The sequence below is a fragment of the Rhizobium sp. 25PS6 genome, assembly GCF_032464655.1.
GTDB lineage: Bacteria > Pseudomonadota > Alphaproteobacteria > Rhizobiales > Rhizobiaceae > Rhizobium > Rhizobium laguerreae.
This window is the reverse complement of record NZ_JAWDIV010000014.1, coordinates 102,376-119,452: the sequence shown is the minus strand read 5'-3', so window position 1 is coordinate 119,452 and position 17,077 is coordinate 102,376. Positions and strand designations below refer to the sequence as shown.

Sequence of the window (17,077 nt, the reverse complement as noted above, 5' to 3'; positions counted from 1 at the left end):
GGTCCCGATGGCTGAAGTGCATCGTCCCTTCTTCTTCAGCCTCAACTCCGGCCGGCCGCGAGCACCCTCATGCTCCTGCCGGCCCTTTTCCCCACCGCTTTCCAAGCCGGATGCCATGCGCTATCCCTGATGCGAAGCAGTCAGCAGCGGCGCATTGGCAAAGTCATGGATCAGGTTCTCTATTCGACGCCCGATAATCCCGCCCCGGAAAACCGCACGGAGGGGTTCTTCGAAACCCATGACGGCCAGCAGCTGCGTTACGCCGTCTTCCGCTCGAGCGGCCAGATTGCCAAGGGCACCGTCGTCATCCTGCACGGCCGCAACGAATACATCGAGAAATATTTCGAAACGATCCGCGACCTGACGGCCAAGGGTCTCTGGGTCGCGACCTTCGACCTGCGCGGCCAGGGCGGTTCATCAAGGCTCATGAAGCGCCGCAACCACGGCCACATCCGCCGCTTTGCCGATTACGAGCGTGATCTCGATACCTTCCTGGAAAAGGTGGTGCTGCCGGATACCCGCCTGCCCTTCTATCTGCTCGCCCATTCCACAGGCGGCCTGATCGCACTCTCGGCCGCGCCCTATCTCACCACCCGTATCGATCGTATGGTGCTGTCGGCGCCCTTCATCGGCCTGACCGGCCAGTCGGCGTCGCCCCGCGTCATCCGCGCTCTCGCCGGCACGCTGACCGCCGTCGGCCTCGGCTTCCTGCCGCTCACCTCGAAACTGAAGGAGCCGAACTTCAGCGATAATCCGCTGACCTCGGACGAACACCGCTTCGAGCGCAATGTTGCAATGATGAAGGCCTTTCCGGAATTGACGCTCGGGCCGCCGACGGCCCGCTGGCTGATCGAGGCTTTCCGCACGATGGACCGGGTCACCTCACCCTACCATCTCTTCTCGATCACCATCCCGACCATCGTCATCGCCCCGACGCGTGACGGTGTCGTGCCCTACACGGCGCAGGAGCGGCTCTCGCGTTACTTCCGCGCCGGCCAGCTGGTGCCGATCAACGGTGCTCGTCACGAGATCTTCCAGGAGCGCGATATCTATCGCGCTGCCGCCCTTGCCGCCTTCCACGCCTTTATTCCCGGCAGCGATGCCGAAGAAAACCAGGACGTCGCCGCCCTCGGTACGTGAGACGGATCGGCTTTGCCGACCGGGGGATCAGCGCTGCTGACCGAGGGATCAGCGCTGCAGACCCTGGGATCAGCGCTGCAGGATGGCGATTGCCTGTTCGTAGACTGCCCGGCTGCCGGCAGCGATGATCGAGCCGCCGTTTTCCGGCCGTCCGCCGTCCCAGGTGGTGATGATGCCGCCCGCCCCCTCGATGACGGGAATGATGCCGCCGACGTCATAAGGCTTCAGGCTGTTTTCGACGACCAGATCGATATGGCCGGCGGCAAGCAGCGCATAGGCATAGCAGTCGCAGCCGTAGCGGAACAGCCGCACCTGGCCTTCGATCTCGCGGTATTTCTCCATCTCCTCGCCGGCAAAGAGATGCGGCGAGGTGGTGAACAGGATAGCATTCGAAAGCGTGTCGCACTGGCGCGTCGCCAGCCGTCGCTCGCCCTCCGGCCCGATATAGATCGAGCCGTTCTGGTCGGCGAAATAGCGCTCGCCGGTAAAGGGTTGCTCGATCATGCCCATGATCGCCCGGCCCGCTTTCTGCAGGCCGATCAGCGTTCCCCACACCGGCACGCCGGAGATGAAGGCGCGGGTGCCGTCGATCGGATCAATCACCCAGACATATTCGCGGTCGAGCCCGATATCGCCATGTTCCTCGCCGAGAATGCCGTGGTCGGGGAAATTCTCTTCGATCAGCGCCCGGATGGCGAGTTCGGCCGCCCGGTCGCCCTCCGTCACCGGATCGAAACCGGAAGAAAGCTTGTTCGTGACATCGAGGCCGGAGCGGAAACGCGGCAGCGTTTCGGCGCGGGCAGCCTCCGCCAGGCGATTGAAGAACGAACGGTCAGGAAACATGTTGGATCCGTTTGGCTGGCGGGAGTGGCGCTTTTCATAGCGAAAAGCAACGGAAATGCAAACGCAGCAGGCAAATTGAGTTTAGTTGCACAAAGATATCGCAGCGCAATAAATTGCTTGACATTTGTGCAATGCAATAGTAGCGTCTTCATACAGTCTTCTGACTGTAAATACCCTCCTTGGGTGTTTCCTCCCTAGACTTAGCCGCGCTCACAAGCGCGGTTTTTTTTGGCCGGGGAAGGCCACACGTCAGCAAAATCGAAAAACGGATCTATTCGGCGGCCAGCGCCCGGTCGCCGGCGAATTTCTCGACATAGTCCGCCATCTGCTGCATGAAGTCCGCGACGGCATCGGCCACCGCGGCGAAATCGTCGCGTTTCTCCAGCGTCAGCTCATCGACATAGATCGCCCGGTTCACCTCAATCTGCAGCGCGTGCAGGCCGCGCGAGGGCCGGCCGTAATGTTCGGTGATGAAGCCGCCGGCATAGGGCTTGTTGCGGATCGCCGCAAAACCCATCTCCTCGAGGATGGCGATGGCCGCGCGCGAAAGTTCGGCCGAAGCGCTGGTGCCGTAGCGATCGCCGATGATGAAATCGGGCCGCGCGGTGCTGCCGGCGACGCGCACATTGCCGGGCATCGAGTGGCAGTCAATCAGCACGCCGAAGCCGAACTGCACATGCGTTCGCGCGATCAGCCGGCGGAGCGCCGCATGATAGGGCTTGTAGACCGCTTCAACCCGGTCGAGCCCCTCCTGCACCGGCAGGCGCCGCGCATAGATCTCCATGTTCTCGGCGACGATGCGCGGAATGGTGCCGAGCCCGCCGGCGACCCTGAGCGAATTGACGTTGGCATAGGGCGGCAGCAACCCGTCGAACATCCGCGGATCGAGTTCGTAGGGTTCGCGATTGACGTCGAGATAGGCGCGCGGGAAGTTGGCCGCCAGAAGCGGCGCACCGAGTGCGACCGCCGAGCCGAAGAGCTCGTCGACATAGTGATCCTCGGAACGGCGGATGGCGATGCCCTCAAGCCTCGACTGAGCGATAAATTCCGGTGGATAAATGCGGCCGCTATGGGGGGAGTTGTAGACGAAGGGAATGGTCTGCGACACGGGCTCATGGACCTCAAAAAGCTCGTATTCGCGTATTTCCGGCACTTTCGGCCCTCTTTACCATGTCATGAACTGACTGCTTCGCGTATGTTGCCAGTTGCCCGGCCGCAAGTCCATACTATGTAGAAGGGATGGCGGTCACGCACAGGCAATTCACCGGTTGTTTACCGGAGCGAGACTAGTGTAAACGGCTGGCAGCCCACCAAAAACCTATGGATCGCGGTCTGGATTGATGACTCAGAAGATACTTCTCGCCGAAGACGACAATGACATGCGCCGCTTCCTGGTGAAAGCGCTCGAAAAGGCCGGCTACAAGGTCCTTTCCTATGACAACGGCGCTAGCGCCTATGACCGGCTGCGCGAGGAGCCGTTTTCCCTGCTGTTGACCGATATCGTCATGCCCGAGATGGACGGCATCGAGTTGGCGCGCCGCGCCACCGAACTCGACCCCGACCTGAAGGTGATGTTCATCACCGGTTTTGCCGCCGTGGCGCTGAACCCCGATTCGAAGGCGCCGAAGGATGCCAAGGTCCTTTCCAAGCCTTTCCACCTGCGCGATCTGGTCGACGAGGTCAACAAGATGCTTGCCGCATAAGGCCTGCGGGCGGCGCGTCACAAAACTGAAAAAAGCCTATTGACGGCTCCGAAGGTTTTGTGATCTATGCGCCGCCATCGGATGGGCGTGTAGCTCAGCGGGAGAGCACTACGTTGACATCGTAGGGGTCACAGGTTCAATCCCTGTCACGCCCACCATCCGATCCCCCTGACATCGTTGTCAAATCCCCGCCTTGGGGATTTTCTCTTTCCTGAGCCTGGCACGCGTTCCAGATCCAGCACTTGCGGAGCGAGGGCTTGCACGTGATTGGTCCGCGTAAGGCCATATCCATAGTCCTCGGCGTCGCCCTGGTTGGGGCTGGCCTCCTCGGTTTCGGTTATATGCAGTTTCATGTCATCGAACCCGTCAGCATCAAGCTTTGGCTGATTCCGATCACGATCCTCGCGGCTGGAGCAGCGATCCTCTGGGAGATTTCAAAAATCCCTAGCGAGACGATCTCTCTTTCCGTTCGACGCCCGAGCGGCCGCCGGCAAGCTGGTGAAAAGGGCAGATAGAGCAATTCCAGCAAAACTGCGTGCCAGATCTTCGTCGCTTCGCGTCGAGGCGACGTATCGTCAAACACCAATCACCGCCAATTAGAACCTGTGGCCCGACATCGGCATGCCCCCGGCAAACCCTGCCGGCCAGAACAGGATGTCATCCGAAAACCGTTCGCACTTTTCGGCATCATGCTCTGGACCGGCAGCTACAAATTCCTCTGACTGACCTCCGATCGGGAAAGAATGGGCCTGGACTTCCCTGCCTGGGCCCATTCCCCTTGACCAGACGTGCGTCCAAGACGGCACCTCGATGAGTGTGTTGCCACTGTCGTGTCACATCGGTTCGTTGCCGATGTCCGGCAGCCTATGTCATTACCGGACCTTGTAACCAGCAAGCTCAACCAACTTTTTACTGATCTGCCGCCGATCGTCGAGCCAGCCCCGCGGCCGATAAAATTTTTGCGCCTCAGCAACAACGGCGCCAAATTCGGACACAGAGCCATGCCATGGCGAACCGAGGGTGAGGTAATGATTCGCCTCGCCACGACATGGGGTTTGAGATCGAAATGAAGTTATCCGCGCTTGCCGCTGCCGCCCTTTTTTCCGCCGTCCTCGCCTTGCCGGCCTCTGCCGCGCCGGCCGCGCCCGCAGAGACCTTTCCTGGTGCGCCCGGCGTCATTACGCTTTCCGGCAAATGCGCCAAGCTGGTCGTCGCCAAATTCGACGCCACCAAGGGCTGCAAGAACGAGCTTGCCAGCGTCACGCTGGCCAATGGCGTGGTGACCTTCATCTTCACCTCGGATGGCAAGGCGCTGGGCTTTCAGGGCGACGGCAGCGGCATCAAGCCTGCCTCCAACGGCAATGCCCGCCTGCCACTCAGCCTCGTCACCACGGGTGTCGGCAACAAGATGACCGGAGAGGTCAAGGTCGCCGGCTTCTGCACCTTCGGCAATCCTTATGCCGGCAAGCCGATCGCGATCGAATGCACCGCCGAAAGCAAGGACTCCTCCTTCACCGGCAGCTTCCGCACCGGCGGCAAGCTGGTGAAGAAGGGTAAGTAGCCGCCCTCAGGCGCACCAGGCGCTGCCGGCCGCCCCTGGCTTGCGTGCCAGGCCCTCATTGATCAGCTGCGCGCCGAAAGAGCGGCCGTCGCGCGAGACGACGCGCGGCGCGCCAGAGGGTTCGGCCTTACCCGCAGCATTCATCGTGAAAGGCCCGGCGTTCAGAAGCGCCAGCAGCCGCGACTTGGCGGCAAAGGCCACCCGGCGTTCGCCGTCACAGCGCGCCTGGTCGACCACCGGGCTTGCCATGTCGGCAATCACGATCTTCTCGCCTTTGTACCAGAAGACGCCACCGTCGCCGACGCAATTGATATGGGCGCCCTGCCCGCAATAGCCGAAGGCGACTGTCCCGGTTTGCGAAACGGCGGCGGAGGCCGGCGACGGCACTGCCTTTATCGGCTGGATCATCGGCGTCGGGATCGCGGCCGGCGGCAGCGGCTGCGGCACTGGGACTTTCGGCGTGGGTGCGGCAAGCGCCACCTGCTTCGGCGGCGCGTCCTTCTTGACGACAGGCCTCGGCTCCGCCGTGTCCCGTGTGATCGGCGTCGATTGCCTTGCCAGCATCGGCTGAATGCTCTTCCAATGGTCGTGGACGACGATGCCGCCGATCGCGGCAATGCCGATCACCGCCCAGGGCAGCAATCCGCCACCGCTGCTGCGCGCTTTGCTCTTTCCTCTCGCCGGCGCCTTGCGGCGGCCGCGTGTCGCTGTCTTGGCCATCTGTCCGATTCCCGTGAGGCCGGGATTATCGCTGCCCAATCCTTTCCGAAAGGTTGGCGCGGCGACAGGATGATGCCTGGTTCGCCAAACTTTCCCTCCATGACATGAACGCGCCGGAGAGGCCAACGGCACTGGCGAAACGCACGCGGGGAAAAAGCTGAACAAATTCCGCGTTCAGACGTTAGCCAGCGAAAAATTCCATCTTTCTGGGGGAAAATCCATGGATCTTATTATCGCCGACATAATACCGGCGTCGCGTATCCACTATCCCGTCATCTTCGCCCGCCTCTTCGGCGCCATCGTCTTCGGCGGGCTGATCGGCTTCGAGCGTGAGGCCCGCGACCGCCCGGCAGGCTTCCGCACCCATATTCTGATCAGTCTTGCCGCTGCCCTTTTCGCCATCATCTCGATCGAGGCAGTGCACATGCCGGGTTTCACCGATGACGATCAGGTGCGCATCGATCCGCTGCGCGTCATCGAAGCCGTCACCGCCGGCGTTGCCTTCCTTGCCGCCGGCATGATCGTCTTTGCAAGGGGTCGGGTGCACGGGCTGACGACGGGCGCTGGTATGTGGCTCTCCGGCGCGATCGGCCTCGCCATGGGCTTCGGCTATTGGCCGATCGCCTTTTTCACGACGCTCGCTGCCATCTGCGTGCTCTTTGCCTTCGGCAAGCTCGAACAATGGTTCGGCAATAATTCCGGGCAGCGTGCCGACCGCGATGAACACAAATAGAAAAACAAAGCGCCCGGCATCACGCCAGGCGCTCGTGTCAGCGTACCCTTCTGTTGGTCATTCGGCTGTCGGTCATTCGGCGCGTGTGGCCGAAGGATCGCTTTTCCCAACCGATGCGGTGCCGCCGATGGCGGAGAGCGGCTTCTGGCGTTTGCCGATATTGATGCTTTCGTCCGCCGCCTCGCGTACGGCCTGCCATTCATTTTCGTGCCGGAGGAAGATCTCGCGGGGCACAAAGTTGATCGTCATATGTTTCTCACCCTGTTTCAAATCTACCGTCAGCGCCGGAGGCTTCCGGAATGCCCGTTATTTCTTGGTCCCTGCATTGCCCTTGATGTCGGGGCCGCCTTTGGAAAGATCGGCGCCGGTAACATGGGCCGGCACGTGAATGTCGTGGTAGACGCCGGGCGTCAGTGTCAGGTCGACATGATGCGGCGGCAGCACCTGCGCCTTCTGCATGCGGTTCGGCTTTACCCGCTTCATGCGGTCGGACGCCTCCGTGCGTTTGTCGGGAAGATGGGTCGAAGTGTGCATCATCGGCCTCCTTTTAAGCTCAACCAGTGCCTAACGGGCGGGCGTCGGGATTGTTCCAAAAAAAATCACGCCAATCCGGTGTGACGACCGACCTTGACTGGCTCGCGAAGTTCATTACCTAGAGCCTATCCGGCAGCCTTCCAGACATCGGCTGACGGGGAACTTTGGTGCCGGGCCCCTCTGGCGAGAGTTTTTACGGCGCTCTCGTGATGTCGGTACCGCCTGCAGCTTAGCCGGCGGATTTTTCATCGATGAACAAGCTCACCATGCCTGACCCGCGTGCCCGTTGTGGCGTGCCGCGTTTTCCCACTGTAGCGACCCTCTTCAACTCGATTTGCGGCCGCGAGGTGCGGCCATGAATCAACCCGTGACCCATAACTCCTCGCTCAGCTATTTCCGCTGGGCTTTCATCGTCACTGCCCTCGGCCTCGTTCTCGGCGCGGTGCTCGGCTGGCAGACGACCGGTACGATCGGCGGCATGGCGACCGTCTTCTTCATCTGCACGGTGCTTGCGGTGCTGGAGATCTCGCTCTCCTTCGATAATGCCATCGTCAACGCCAACAAGCTGAAGGAGATGACGCCGGTCTGGCAGCAGCGCTTCCTCACCTGGGGCATCATCATCGCCGTCTTCGGCATGCGCATCATCTTCCCGCTGGCAATCGTCGCGATCGCGGCACAGATCGGCCCCTGGGATGCTCTGGTGCTTGCCGCGCGCGAGCCGGCCGAATATGCCCGCATCATGAACGACGCGCATCTGCCGATCGCAGCCTTCGGCGGCACCTTCCTGATGATGGTCGGCCTCAGCTATTTCTTCGACCATGAGAAGAAAATCCATTGGCTTCGCGGCCTGGAGAAGGTGATGGCGCGCTCGGCCACCATCAGGGGCATCGAGATCGCCTTCGTGCTGGCACTGATGCTTGTGTTCTCCTGGTTGATCGGCGGCGAGGAAGCCAGTGTCTTCGTCCATTGCGCCATCTACGGCCTGCTCACCTTCCTCGCGGTCGAGGTTGTCGGTGAGCTGCTCGATGCGTCGCAGCAGACGATGAGTGCTGCCGCCAAGGGCGGCCTCGGCGCCTTCATCTATCTGGAGGTGCTGGATGCGAGCTTTTCCTTCGACGGCGTCATCGGCGCCTTCGCGCTGACGCAGAACCTTTTCGTCATCGCGATCGGCCTCGGCATCGGCGCCATGTACGTGCGCTCGATGACGATCATGCTGGTGGAGAAGGGAACGCTTGCCGAATACCGCTATCTCGAGCATGGCGCCTTCTACGCCATCCTGATCCTCTCGGTGATCATGTATGCGCAGACCCTGGTCCATATCCCCGAGGTTATCACCGGCCTCGGCGGCGCGGCCTTGATCGGCCTGTCCCTCTGGTCGTCCATCCGCCACAACAGGCGCGAAAAGGTGGAGGATCACGGCGCCCGGCAGGAGGAGCTTCACGCCTGACGATGCAGGAAGCCGCAGTGTGTGAAGCCCTTGCAGCCAAAAATAAAGCCCGCGACCATCCGGTTGCGGGCTAATTCATTCATGCATGACTTGAAGGTGTTAACGGGAGACCTGACCGAAGGAGGCCGGGTCGATACCGAGTGTGGTAAGGTCATTGGCGCGCGGGCGGCGACCGGCTTCGACAGCAGCGCTGACGGCGTTTGCAGCACCAAGAACGGCGAATGCGCGGCCAAAGAAGCCAGTACGGACTGAATTGCGAAGTGCGGACATTGTCCTTTTCCTCTTGCTCTATGATTGACCACTCATAGATGGCATCGCGCATAGACCTCCACAATGCTCAGAAAATCACCTCAGCCATGCAAAAACAGGAGGCCGGCGCATGTCTCCATGGCCGACCTCGAGGCAGGGGTGGATGGTCTTTTTGTTCTTAGAGTGCCGTGCGTCCTTTCGGACGCACAAAGGACGCTCTAACACTTTGAAATCTGCGCATCGTGCTTTCCGAAAATCGGAACCGATTTTCGGGCCGATGCGCTAGTCTTCGTTTGCCGCCAGTTGCGAGAGCACCTGGCCCCTGCCGCGCAGCCGCAGGATCAGCGGGATGAGGAAGGCGGCCGCTGCAACGATGAGCAGGCCTGCCGCGATCGGCGACATCACCAGCGTCGTGACGTCGCCCTGGCTGATTGCCAGCGCCCGGCGCAGCTGCTGTTCGGCAAGCGGCCCGAGGATCAGGCCGACGACGGCAGGCGCGATCGGATAGCCGAAAAGCCGCATCACATAACCGAGCAGACCGAAGGCGAGCAGCATGCCGAGCTCGAACACCGACGGATTGGCGCCGATCGTCCCGAGTGTCGCAAACAGCAGGATGCCGGCATAGAGCCATGGCTTCGGAACGGTCAGCAGTCGCACCCAGAGCCCGATCATCGGCAGGTTCAGCACCAAGAGCATCGCATTGGCAATGAGCAGGCTGGCGATCAACCCCCAGACGAGCTGCGGATTGGTGGCAAACAGTAGCGGCCCCGGCTGCAGCCCGTATTGCTGGAAGCCGGCAAGCATGATCGCCGCCGTCGCCGTCGTCGGCAGGCCGAGCGTCAGAAGCGGCACCAGCGTGCCGGCGGCCGATGCGTTGTTCGCCGCCTCGGGACCGGCCACGCCTTCGATCGCGCCATGGCCGAACTCTTCCGGGTTTTTCGCCAGCCGCTTTTCGGTCGCATAGGAGAGGAAGGTACCGATTTCGGCGCCGCCCGCGGGCATTGCGCCAATCGGGAAACCGATCAGCGTGCCGCGCAGCCAGGGTTTCCACGAACGTGACCAGTCCTGCGCATTCATCCAGAGCGAACCCTTGACTGCCTCGACCTTCTCCGCGATCCGGTTGCCCTGCGCGGCGATATAAAGGGTCTCGCCGATCGCAAACATCGCCACCGCCAGCGTCGTCACCTCGACGCCGTCGAGCAGGTCGGGGATGCCGAAGGAAAGCCGCGCCTGCCCCGTCTGCTGGTCGATGCCGACCATGGCGAGCGCGAAACCGATGAACAGCGAGGTCAGGCCCCGCAAGGCGGAGTCGCCAAACGCCGAGGAGACGGTGACGAAGGCAAGCACCATCAGCGCGAAATACTCGCGCGGCCCGAAGACCAGCGCCAGCTTGACGATGTAAGGCGCGATGAAGGCAAGCCCGAGCGTGGCGATCAGGCCAGCGACGAAGGAGCCGATCGCCGCTGTCGCCAGCGCCGGTCCGCCGCGCCCGGCGCGCGCCATCTTGTTGCCCTCGAGCGCGGTGACGATCGAAGCGCTTTCACCCGGCGTGTTGAGCAGGATCGAGGTCGTCGAGCCGCCATACATGCCGCCGTAATAGATGCCGGCGAACATGATCAGCGAGCCGCCGGGATCAAGCTTGTAGGTGACGGGCAGCAGCAGCGCCACGGTGAGAGCCGGGCCGATGCCGGGAAGCACGCCGACGGCGGTGCCGAGCGTCACGCCGACCAGCGCATAAACCAGGTTCATCGGCTGCATCGCAACCAGGATGCCCTGCCATAGGAATTCGAATGTGCTCATCTTGGTGTCCCAAGCGGCATTCCCGGCCGTGCGTTTGGCAACCGGGCGCCGCGCAAAATCAAAAGAGCTGACAGCGCGTCCCGCGCGGTCAGAAGAACAGATGTTCGAGCGGGCCGGCCGGCAGCGTCAGTTGCAGCAGCTGCGAGAAGATCGCCCAGACGACGAAGCTTAGGACGATACCAAGCGGCAGCGAGATCCAGAGCTTGCGTTTGCCGAAGCCGCGTGCCGTCAGCGCGAAGAGGATGCCTGTTGCGATCGAGAAGCCGGCGACGCGCAGGAGCAGCATCTGGCCCGCAAGACCGGCGACGATCCAGATGACGGGTGCGACTTCCTGCCGGTCACGCTCCGGAAAATCGCCGCGCCAGGCTTCGAAGGCGGTCCAGATCCCGAGACAGAAGAGGCCAAATGCCACCATTTGAGGCGCTGTCGCCGGACCGATGCGGTCGTACTGCGCGATCGTTTTCAGATGCGACGCGTCCCAGGCCATCACGCCGGCGACGGCGAAGAGGAAAACGGCAATAATGAACGCCGCCCAATCAGGGCGGCGCTCGGTTGCCGAGGAGGTGTTATCCTCGCTCATTGAACAAGTCCGATGTCTTTGAGAATGCTCTCAGTGGCCGAGATATCCTTTTCGAGCTGCGCCTTGAAGGCGTCGCCGGACAGATAGGTGTCGGCCCAGCCCTTGGTCTTCAGCGTTTCCTGCCAGGTGGCGGAGCCGTGCAGCTTCTCGAAATCGGCGGTGACGCTTGCCACCTGCTCTGCCGACAGGCCGGGGGCAGCGGCGACCATGCGCCAGTTCTGTATGGTGACGTCGGTGCCGGCTTCCTTCAGCGTCGGGGCATCGACGCCGTCGATACGCTTGTCGCTGGAGACGGCGAGAAGGCGGAGCGTGCCTGACTTCACCTGCGATTCGAACTCGCTGTAGCTCGAGACGCCGGCCGTGACCTGGCCGCCGAGAATGGCGGCGAGCGCTTCACCGCCGCCGGAGAAGGCGACATAGTTGATCTTCGTCGGATCGACGCCGGAAGCCTTGGCGATCAGGCCGACGGTGATATGGTCTGTGCCGCCGGCCGAACCGCCGCCCCAGGAAACGGAGCCCGGATCCTTCTTCAGCGCCGCGACCAGATCGGCCATCGTCTTGATCTCGGAGGCTGCAGGAACGACGACGGCCTCATATTCGCCGGTCAGGCGGGCGATCGGCGTAACGTCCTTGAGCGTCACCGGCGACTTGTTGGTGAGGATCGCGCCGACCATGACATAGCCGCCGACGATCAGCGAATTCGGGTTGCCAGCAGCCTGGCTGCTGAACTGCGCAAGGCCGATGGTGCCGCCGGCGCCGGGAACGTTCTGGACCTGCACGTTGCCGGAGATCTTCTCCTGCTGCAGCGCGGTCTGCAGCGAACGGGCCGTCTGATCCCAGCCGCCGCCGGGCGCGGCCGGCGCGATGATGGTGTAGTCGGCCGCATAGGCCGGCAGCGCGATGGTCGCTGCAAAAAGGGTTGCGATGAATGTATGCTTCACGATGTGTCCTCCGTCGGCGGCTGAGCAAACCGCCTGTTATTCTCTGGGAATCGGGAGGAATGGCCGGTCAGCGGACGCAAGCGTCCTAAATGACGAGCGGAATACCCTCCCAAGGCTTCAGCTCTCCGCCTCCACGGAGAAGAAGTAGCCAAAGCGACCACAACAACCTGTCATTTAGCTGACATCGGCGAGATATCCAGAAGGAGACGACACTTTTTTGCCGTAATTGGCAGGTGCCGATCTAAATCCCGGCTCTTCATTGCCAATGGCGAGTGTATTACCCGCCGCCGAAGTACGGCTGCGAGCCTCATCCGACGAGAGGTACGGGCGGAGCGACCCAAAGCTCTGTAAAGAGGGTGATCAGGCTGAAAGCTGACGCCTTCACTGAGTCCGCAGAACCTCGTTCCAGTGCGCGATCAGCCGCGCCCGCTTCACCTGGTCGAGATAGACCATGAGCCCGGGGCTCACCGGCACCGGCCGCAGTTGGGCGCCGAGCAGTTCCTGCAGCGTATTGGCGGTATTCTCCCCTGCCACCTCGGGGCTGACGGCCGGGATCTGCAGCTCGCGCGCCATGATCGTCTGCCCTTCCCTCGACATGAAGAAGGTAAGGTAACGCCGACCGAGCTCCGGCTCGGCGGCGGCCTGCGGCACCAGCCCGATCCGCGACATCACTACGGTATAATCCTTCGGCAGCACGATGCCGACATCGGGATAGCGCGAGGCCCAGTCGGCCGCATAGGAGCCGAGAATATTGTAGCCGAGCACGAAGCGCCCGTCGGCAACGCGTTCGAGGATCGCCGAACTCGTCGAATAAAGCTTGACGCCGGCAGCCCCCATCGCCCTGATCACCGACCAGATGTCGCCGAACTGCTCCTGGTCGCGCGCCATGAAAAGAAAGCCGACGCCGGAACGCTCGATATCGTAGGTGCCGATCCGCCCGTAGACCTCGTTGCCCTTGCGCTTCAGATAGTCGACGAATTCAGCCCGCGAACTCGGCACCGGCTCATGCGCAAAGCTCGGCTTGTGATAGACGAACACCGCCGGCTCGAAGGTGAGCGCATAGGCGGTGTTGCGCCAGTTCGCCCATTTCGGCCATGCAGCACTCATCGGCAGGTTGCTGACCTGTGCATATCCGTCGTTGGAAAGCTTCACTTGCAGGTCCATCGCCGAGGAAAAGGCGAAATCCGCCGTCTTCTTGCCGGCATCCGTCTCCCTGACGATCCGGTCGTAGATGTCGCCGGTCAGCATATCCTCATATTTGACCGCGACATCGGGATTGGCGTCCTGGAAACCGCGGATCATCGGTTGCGCCAGCGGCTCGTCGAGCGAGGAATAAACCGTCAGCACCGGCGCATCGGCATTGCCCGACTTCGCCGGATAGAAGACAGGATCGGCGAGCGCAAAGCCCGGCCAGAACGCCAGCAGCAAGATGAAAACTCTCCTCATCAAGCAACAATGCCTGAGCGCGCCGGGAGGAGCAAGGGCGCCGGACTAGGCAGCGACCCACTCCATCAACGCATTCTGCGCGTGTAGCAGAAAGGCCTTGGCGGCGCGACTTTGGCAGAGCGGATGTTCCATCGCCTCGGCCGCCACCTCCTGGCCGCGCGAAACCGGCGGGCACGGCAGGAAGATCGCATCCTCCCGCAAACGGTCGAGGAGATCGGTATCGATCCGGTGGCCGGCGAGCGCCTCCCCAGCGGCGTCACTCGGCCATGAATCGGTGATGATAACGTCGGCATCCGATAACTCGCCCATATCGGTGCTCACGCGGAAGCGTCCATTGAGCAGCGCGGCGTCGCTGATGTGCCAGCGTTCGGGATAGACCTGCACCACCTTAATCGGCAATGCGATCGATGCTTCGGCCCAGGAGCGAAGGATATTTGCGTCCGCCGCCACGCCAACGACCTTCAACCCGTCGATGGAACCGCGCCGGCTGTTGATATAGGCAAGATCGCCGAGCGTCTCGCAAGGGTGGTTAGAGCGTGTGCGCGCATTGATGACAGGCAGCAGCGAGGCTGCCGCCACCGCCTTCAATGTCGCAAACTCCCTGGTGCGGATCACCAGCATGTCGAACCAGTTGCCAAGATAACCCGACAGATCGCCGGTTTCCTCCTTGGCATTGAAGCCGATCGGCACATGCACGCAGATACCGCCCATCGCCTGGATGCCGAGATCGAAGGCGGTGGTATTGCGCCAGCCGCCATCATCGACGATCAGCGCGACGCGTTTGCCCGCAAGGCTCTGCGGCATCGTGCGCTCATCCCAGGCTTTGGCAAGTACACCGGCGCGACCGATGACCAACCGAAGTCCGGCTTCCGGAATGTCATGAAACTCCAGAAAATTCCGGGCCGAACCTGTCATCCAAAATCTCCGTCAGGTATGAAACGTCGCCACAATAACTTTCGTTGGCCTCACGGCAATCGCCGAAGCAACCGCGAATCACATTCGATACCGCGATTGGATATCCTCGCGATTCGTCTTCCAAGCCATGCTGCTGGGTCCGGCGCAAGCTTAAATCAATCGGCGATCGGTTTTATGATACCGATCCAGAAAGTATCTACGAAAGCAAAACACTCCGTTTTCTCGGATGTGAATTGTCCTTTCATCACAAAGGATTATGGGCTGACGCCGCCCTTCACCCATTTAGAGTATTGATGAAGATCGGCGACGTTATATGGTCGCGCTGCCGCGCAAAAATGTCGAGACCGCCCGAATTTATTATTCGGGGGACGACTCTACGCGACAAAAACTCTATAAAAAGCTAGACTAAACTGTGAAGATCCATGGAGGGGTCATGGAACGACGACTGAGCGCTATTCTTGCTGCAGACGTCGTCGGCTACAGCCGACTGATGGGCATTGATGAATCCGGGACGTTGCAGGCGCTGAACCGCCATCGCTGCGAGCTGGTCGACATTCGTATTTCAGACTACAAGGGCCGGATCGTCAAACTCACCGGCGACGGCATCCTTGCCGAATTCCAGAGCGTGGTGAATGCGGTCGCCTGCGCTGCCGAAATCCAGCGCAGCATGGCGGCCCGCAACGAGAACGTGCCCAAGGACGAACGCGTCGAATTCCGTATCGGCATCAATCTCGGCGACGTCGTGGTCGAGAACGGCGACATATTCGGAGATGGGGTCAATCTCGCCGCCAGGCTCGAGCGCATCGCAGCGCCGGGCGGCATCGCCGTGTCGGCCTCGGTGCGCGAGCAGGTCGGCTCGCGCCTCAATCTCGGCTTCGAATTCATCGGCGAACATATGCTGAAGAACATCCGGCAGCCCGTTCAGGTCTACACCGTCAGCTTAGCGCCGCCTTCCTCCGCCAGATTGGTCGCGCAGAACCGCAATACCTGCTTCATCGCGGTGCTGCCCTTCACCAATATGAGCGGCGATGCCGACCAGGATTATTTCTCCGACGGTATCACCGAAGACATCATCACCGATCTCTCCAAGATCTCCAGCCTGCACGTCGTGCCGCGCAATACGATCTTCACCTACAAGGGCATATCGGTAAAGGTGAAGCGGCTCGCCCAGGAGCTTGGCGTACGCTACGTGCTCGAGGGAAGTGTGCGCATCGTCGGCAATCGCGTGCGCATTTCCGGTCAACTGATTGACACCGCCAATGGCGACCATCTCTGGGCCGAGCGTTACGACCGCGACATGACCGACATCTTCGCCATCCAGGACGAGATCACCCATGCGATCGTCGGCCAGTTGAAAGTGCGTCTACTGCCGGAAGAGAAGAAGGCGATCGCCAACGAGCCGACCGCCAATGCCGAGGCCTATACCTATTATCTCAGGGGCCGTCAGCTCTCCCACACCTGGACCAAATCCTATCTCCAGCTCGCAAGGCGCATGTTCTGCAAGGCGGTCGAGCTCGATCCGGATTATGCCCGCGCCTATGCCGGCATCGCCGATTGCGACGCGGCGATCCGTGACTGGGCGCCTGACGACGTGCCGCTGAGGCGCATCCTCGAGATGAGCGCCCGCGCCCTCGCGCTTGATCCCGACCTCCCGGAGGCCCACGCCTCCCATGGTCTCGCTTTGCATCAGAGCGGCTACGACGATAGGGCGGCGGCGGCGTTCGAACGTGCCCTGGCGCTCGACCCGAACCTCTTCGAAGCAAATTTCCACTATGCCCGGTTCTTCTTCATGCGCGGCAACTTCGCCGAATCCGTGCAATATTTCACCCGCGCCGCCGCAATCCGCTCTGATGATTACGTTTCGCCGATCCACCTGATGTCCGCCTACCGCTCGCTCGGCCGGGTGCTGGATACGGAAAACTGGGCGCGCCTCGGCCTGCTGCGCGCCGAACGGGCCTTGAACGTCAACCCGGAAAATTCAGGCCCCGCCCATCGCGGCGCGCTGGCGCTTGCCCATCTCGGCGACGCGGCAAGGGCACGCGACTGGGCGGCCCGTGCGATCGCCATCGATCCGGACGACATCGTCGCGCAGTATAATCTCGCCTGCGTCTACTCCGTCCTCGGCGACGTAGATCAGGCGATCGATCTGCTGGAGAAGCTGCTGCCGAACAGCTCCGTCTACCATATCAAATGGTTCGACAATGATTCCGATCTCGACAACATCCGCGACGACCCCCGCTTCCGGAAGCTGCTCGCCGCCGCAATGATGCAGCGCGAGCGGATCGAAAGGACCGGGAGCTGAGGTCGAGCTTTTCCCGGCCGTTCACTGGCGCATCGGCCCGAAAATCGGAATCGATTTTCGGAAAGCACGATGCGTGGATTCAAAGTGTTACAGCGTCCTTTGCGCGTCTGAAGGACGCGCGGCGCTGTAAGCTTGAAAATCGCTGTGACATCCCTGCTTCATC

Annotated in this window: 18 protein-coding genes and 1 tRNA gene; 7 read left to right on the top strand and 12 right to left on the bottom strand. The window is 61.6% G+C overall.

The window, feature by feature from the left end:
- The first annotated feature begins 165 nt into the window (after window positions 1-165).
- Window positions 166-1,140 (top strand): alpha/beta fold hydrolase, encoded by a 975-nt coding sequence (locus RWK44_RS20850; RefSeq protein WP_131664407.1) that lies wholly within the window; start codon window positions 166-168, stop codon window positions 1,138-1,140.
- 69 nt (window positions 1,141-1,209) lie between these two features.
- Here RWK44_RS20850 and hisN read toward each other — a convergent pair whose 3' ends face one another.
- Window positions 1,210-1,983 (bottom strand): histidinol-phosphatase, encoded by a 774-nt coding sequence (gene hisN / locus RWK44_RS20845; RefSeq protein ID WP_221946881.1) that lies wholly within the window; start codon window positions 1,981-1,983, stop codon window positions 1,210-1,212.
- 271 nt (window positions 1,984-2,254) lie between these two features.
- On the bottom strand, window positions 2,255-3,136 hold the full coding sequence (locus RWK44_RS20840) for an N-formylglutamate amidohydrolase (RefSeq protein WP_017962087.1): 882 nt from the start codon (window positions 3,134-3,136) through the stop codon (window positions 2,255-2,257).
- Between the two features lie 187 nt (window positions 3,137-3,323).
- Between RWK44_RS20840 and cpdR1 the strand changes: the two genes are divergently transcribed.
- Window positions 3,324-3,686 (top strand): response regulator CpdR1, encoded by a 363-nt coding sequence (gene cpdR1, locus RWK44_RS20835; RefSeq protein WP_003542883.1) that lies wholly within the window; start codon window positions 3,324-3,326, stop codon window positions 3,684-3,686.
- Window positions 3,687-3,769: 83 nt separating this feature from the next.
- Window positions 3,770-3,844 (top strand) — tRNA-Val (locus RWK44_RS20830).
- 191 nt (window positions 3,845-4,035) lie between these two features.
- Here the strand turns inward: RWK44_RS20830 and RWK44_RS35060 are convergent.
- Window positions 4,036-4,269 carry a hypothetical protein gene (locus RWK44_RS35060; protein WP_410056137.1) on the bottom strand — a complete coding sequence of 78 codons (234 nt, stop codon included), beginning with the start codon at window positions 4,267-4,269 and terminating at the stop codon, window positions 4,036-4,038.
- Between the two features lie 483 nt (window positions 4,270-4,752).
- On the opposite strand from RWK44_RS35060, the gene RWK44_RS20820 reads away from it, so the two are divergent.
- Window positions 4,753-5,247 carry a hypothetical protein gene (locus RWK44_RS20820; RefSeq protein ID WP_172643807.1) on the top strand — a complete coding sequence of 165 codons (495 nt, stop codon included), beginning with the start codon at window positions 4,753-4,755 and terminating at the stop codon, window positions 5,245-5,247.
- 6 nt (window positions 5,248-5,253) lie between these two features.
- Here RWK44_RS20820 and RWK44_RS20815 read toward each other — a convergent pair whose 3' ends face one another.
- The gene (locus RWK44_RS20815) at window positions 5,254-5,967 is read right to left on the bottom strand and encodes a hypothetical protein (RefSeq protein WP_168283106.1); all 714 of its coding nucleotides are present in this window, start codon (window positions 5,965-5,967) and stop codon (window positions 5,254-5,256) included.
- A gap of 220 nt (window positions 5,968-6,187) precedes the next feature.
- Between RWK44_RS20815 and RWK44_RS20810 the strand changes: the two genes are divergently transcribed.
- Window positions 6,188-6,700 carry an MgtC/SapB family protein gene (locus RWK44_RS20810; protein ID WP_168283105.1) on the top strand — a complete coding sequence of 171 codons (513 nt, stop codon included), beginning with the start codon at window positions 6,188-6,190 and terminating at the stop codon, window positions 6,698-6,700.
- A 72-nt stretch (window positions 6,701-6,772) separates the two neighbouring features.
- Here the strand turns inward: RWK44_RS20810 and RWK44_RS20805 are convergent, their stop codons facing one another.
- A complete protein-coding gene (locus RWK44_RS20805; protein WP_168283104.1) occupies window positions 6,773-6,949 on the bottom strand; it encodes a hypothetical protein in 177 nt (58 codons plus the stop codon).
- A 57-nt stretch (window positions 6,950-7,006) separates the two neighbouring features.
- The gene (locus RWK44_RS20800; protein ID WP_168328204.1) at window positions 7,007-7,237 is read right to left on the bottom strand and encodes a hypothetical protein; all 231 of its coding nucleotides are present in this window, start codon (window positions 7,235-7,237) and stop codon (window positions 7,007-7,009) included.
- A 352-nt stretch (window positions 7,238-7,589) separates the two neighbouring features.
- Here RWK44_RS20800 and RWK44_RS20795 point away from each other — a divergent pair, with 352 nt between their 5' ends.
- Window positions 7,590-8,681, top strand: coding sequence for a DUF475 domain-containing protein (locus RWK44_RS20795; RefSeq protein WP_316029330.1), 1,092 nt, complete (start codon window positions 7,590-7,592; stop codon window positions 8,679-8,681).
- A 99-nt stretch (window positions 8,682-8,780) separates the two neighbouring features.
- On the opposite strand, the gene RWK44_RS20790 is transcribed toward RWK44_RS20795, so the two are convergent.
- From RWK44_RS20790 to RWK44_RS20765, 6 genes are all read right to left on the bottom strand, one after another.
- Complete coding sequence (locus tag RWK44_RS20790; RefSeq protein ID WP_003542890.1) at window positions 8,781-8,951, bottom strand: hypothetical protein; 171 nt, start codon at window positions 8,949-8,951, stop codon at window positions 8,781-8,783.
- Between the two features lie 261 nt (window positions 8,952-9,212).
- A complete protein-coding gene (locus RWK44_RS20785) occupies window positions 9,213-10,730 on the bottom strand; it encodes a tripartite tricarboxylate transporter permease (RefSeq protein WP_168283103.1) in 1,518 nt (505 codons plus the stop codon).
- An 88-nt stretch (window positions 10,731-10,818) separates the two neighbouring features.
- The gene (locus tag RWK44_RS20780) at window positions 10,819-11,310 is read right to left on the bottom strand and encodes a tripartite tricarboxylate transporter TctB family protein (RefSeq protein ID WP_168283102.1); all 492 of its coding nucleotides are present in this window, start codon (window positions 11,308-11,310) and stop codon (window positions 10,819-10,821) included.
- Complete coding sequence (locus tag RWK44_RS20775) at window positions 11,307-12,251, bottom strand: Bug family tripartite tricarboxylate transporter substrate binding protein (protein ID WP_316029329.1); 945 nt, start codon at window positions 12,249-12,251, stop codon at window positions 11,307-11,309. The genes RWK44_RS20780 and RWK44_RS20775 overlap by 4 nt, the downstream gene beginning before the upstream one ends.
- 381 nt (window positions 12,252-12,632) lie before the next feature.
- Window positions 12,633-13,679: an ABC transporter substrate-binding protein gene (locus RWK44_RS20770; RefSeq protein ID WP_168328206.1), complete on the bottom strand. Its 1,047-nt coding sequence runs from the start codon at window positions 13,677-13,679 to the stop codon at window positions 12,633-12,635.
- Between the two features lie 63 nt (window positions 13,680-13,742).
- On the bottom strand, window positions 13,743-14,612 hold the full coding sequence (locus RWK44_RS20765) for an ornithine carbamoyltransferase (RefSeq protein WP_316029328.1): 870 nt from the start codon (window positions 14,610-14,612) through the stop codon (window positions 13,743-13,745).
- Between the two features lie 433 nt (window positions 14,613-15,045).
- On the opposite strand from RWK44_RS20765, the gene RWK44_RS20760 reads away from it, so the two are divergent.
- Window positions 15,046-16,914, top strand: coding sequence for an adenylate/guanylate cyclase domain-containing protein (locus RWK44_RS20760; protein WP_221946876.1), 1,869 nt, complete (start codon window positions 15,046-15,048; stop codon window positions 16,912-16,914).
- Window positions 16,915-17,077: the final 163 nt, after the last annotated feature.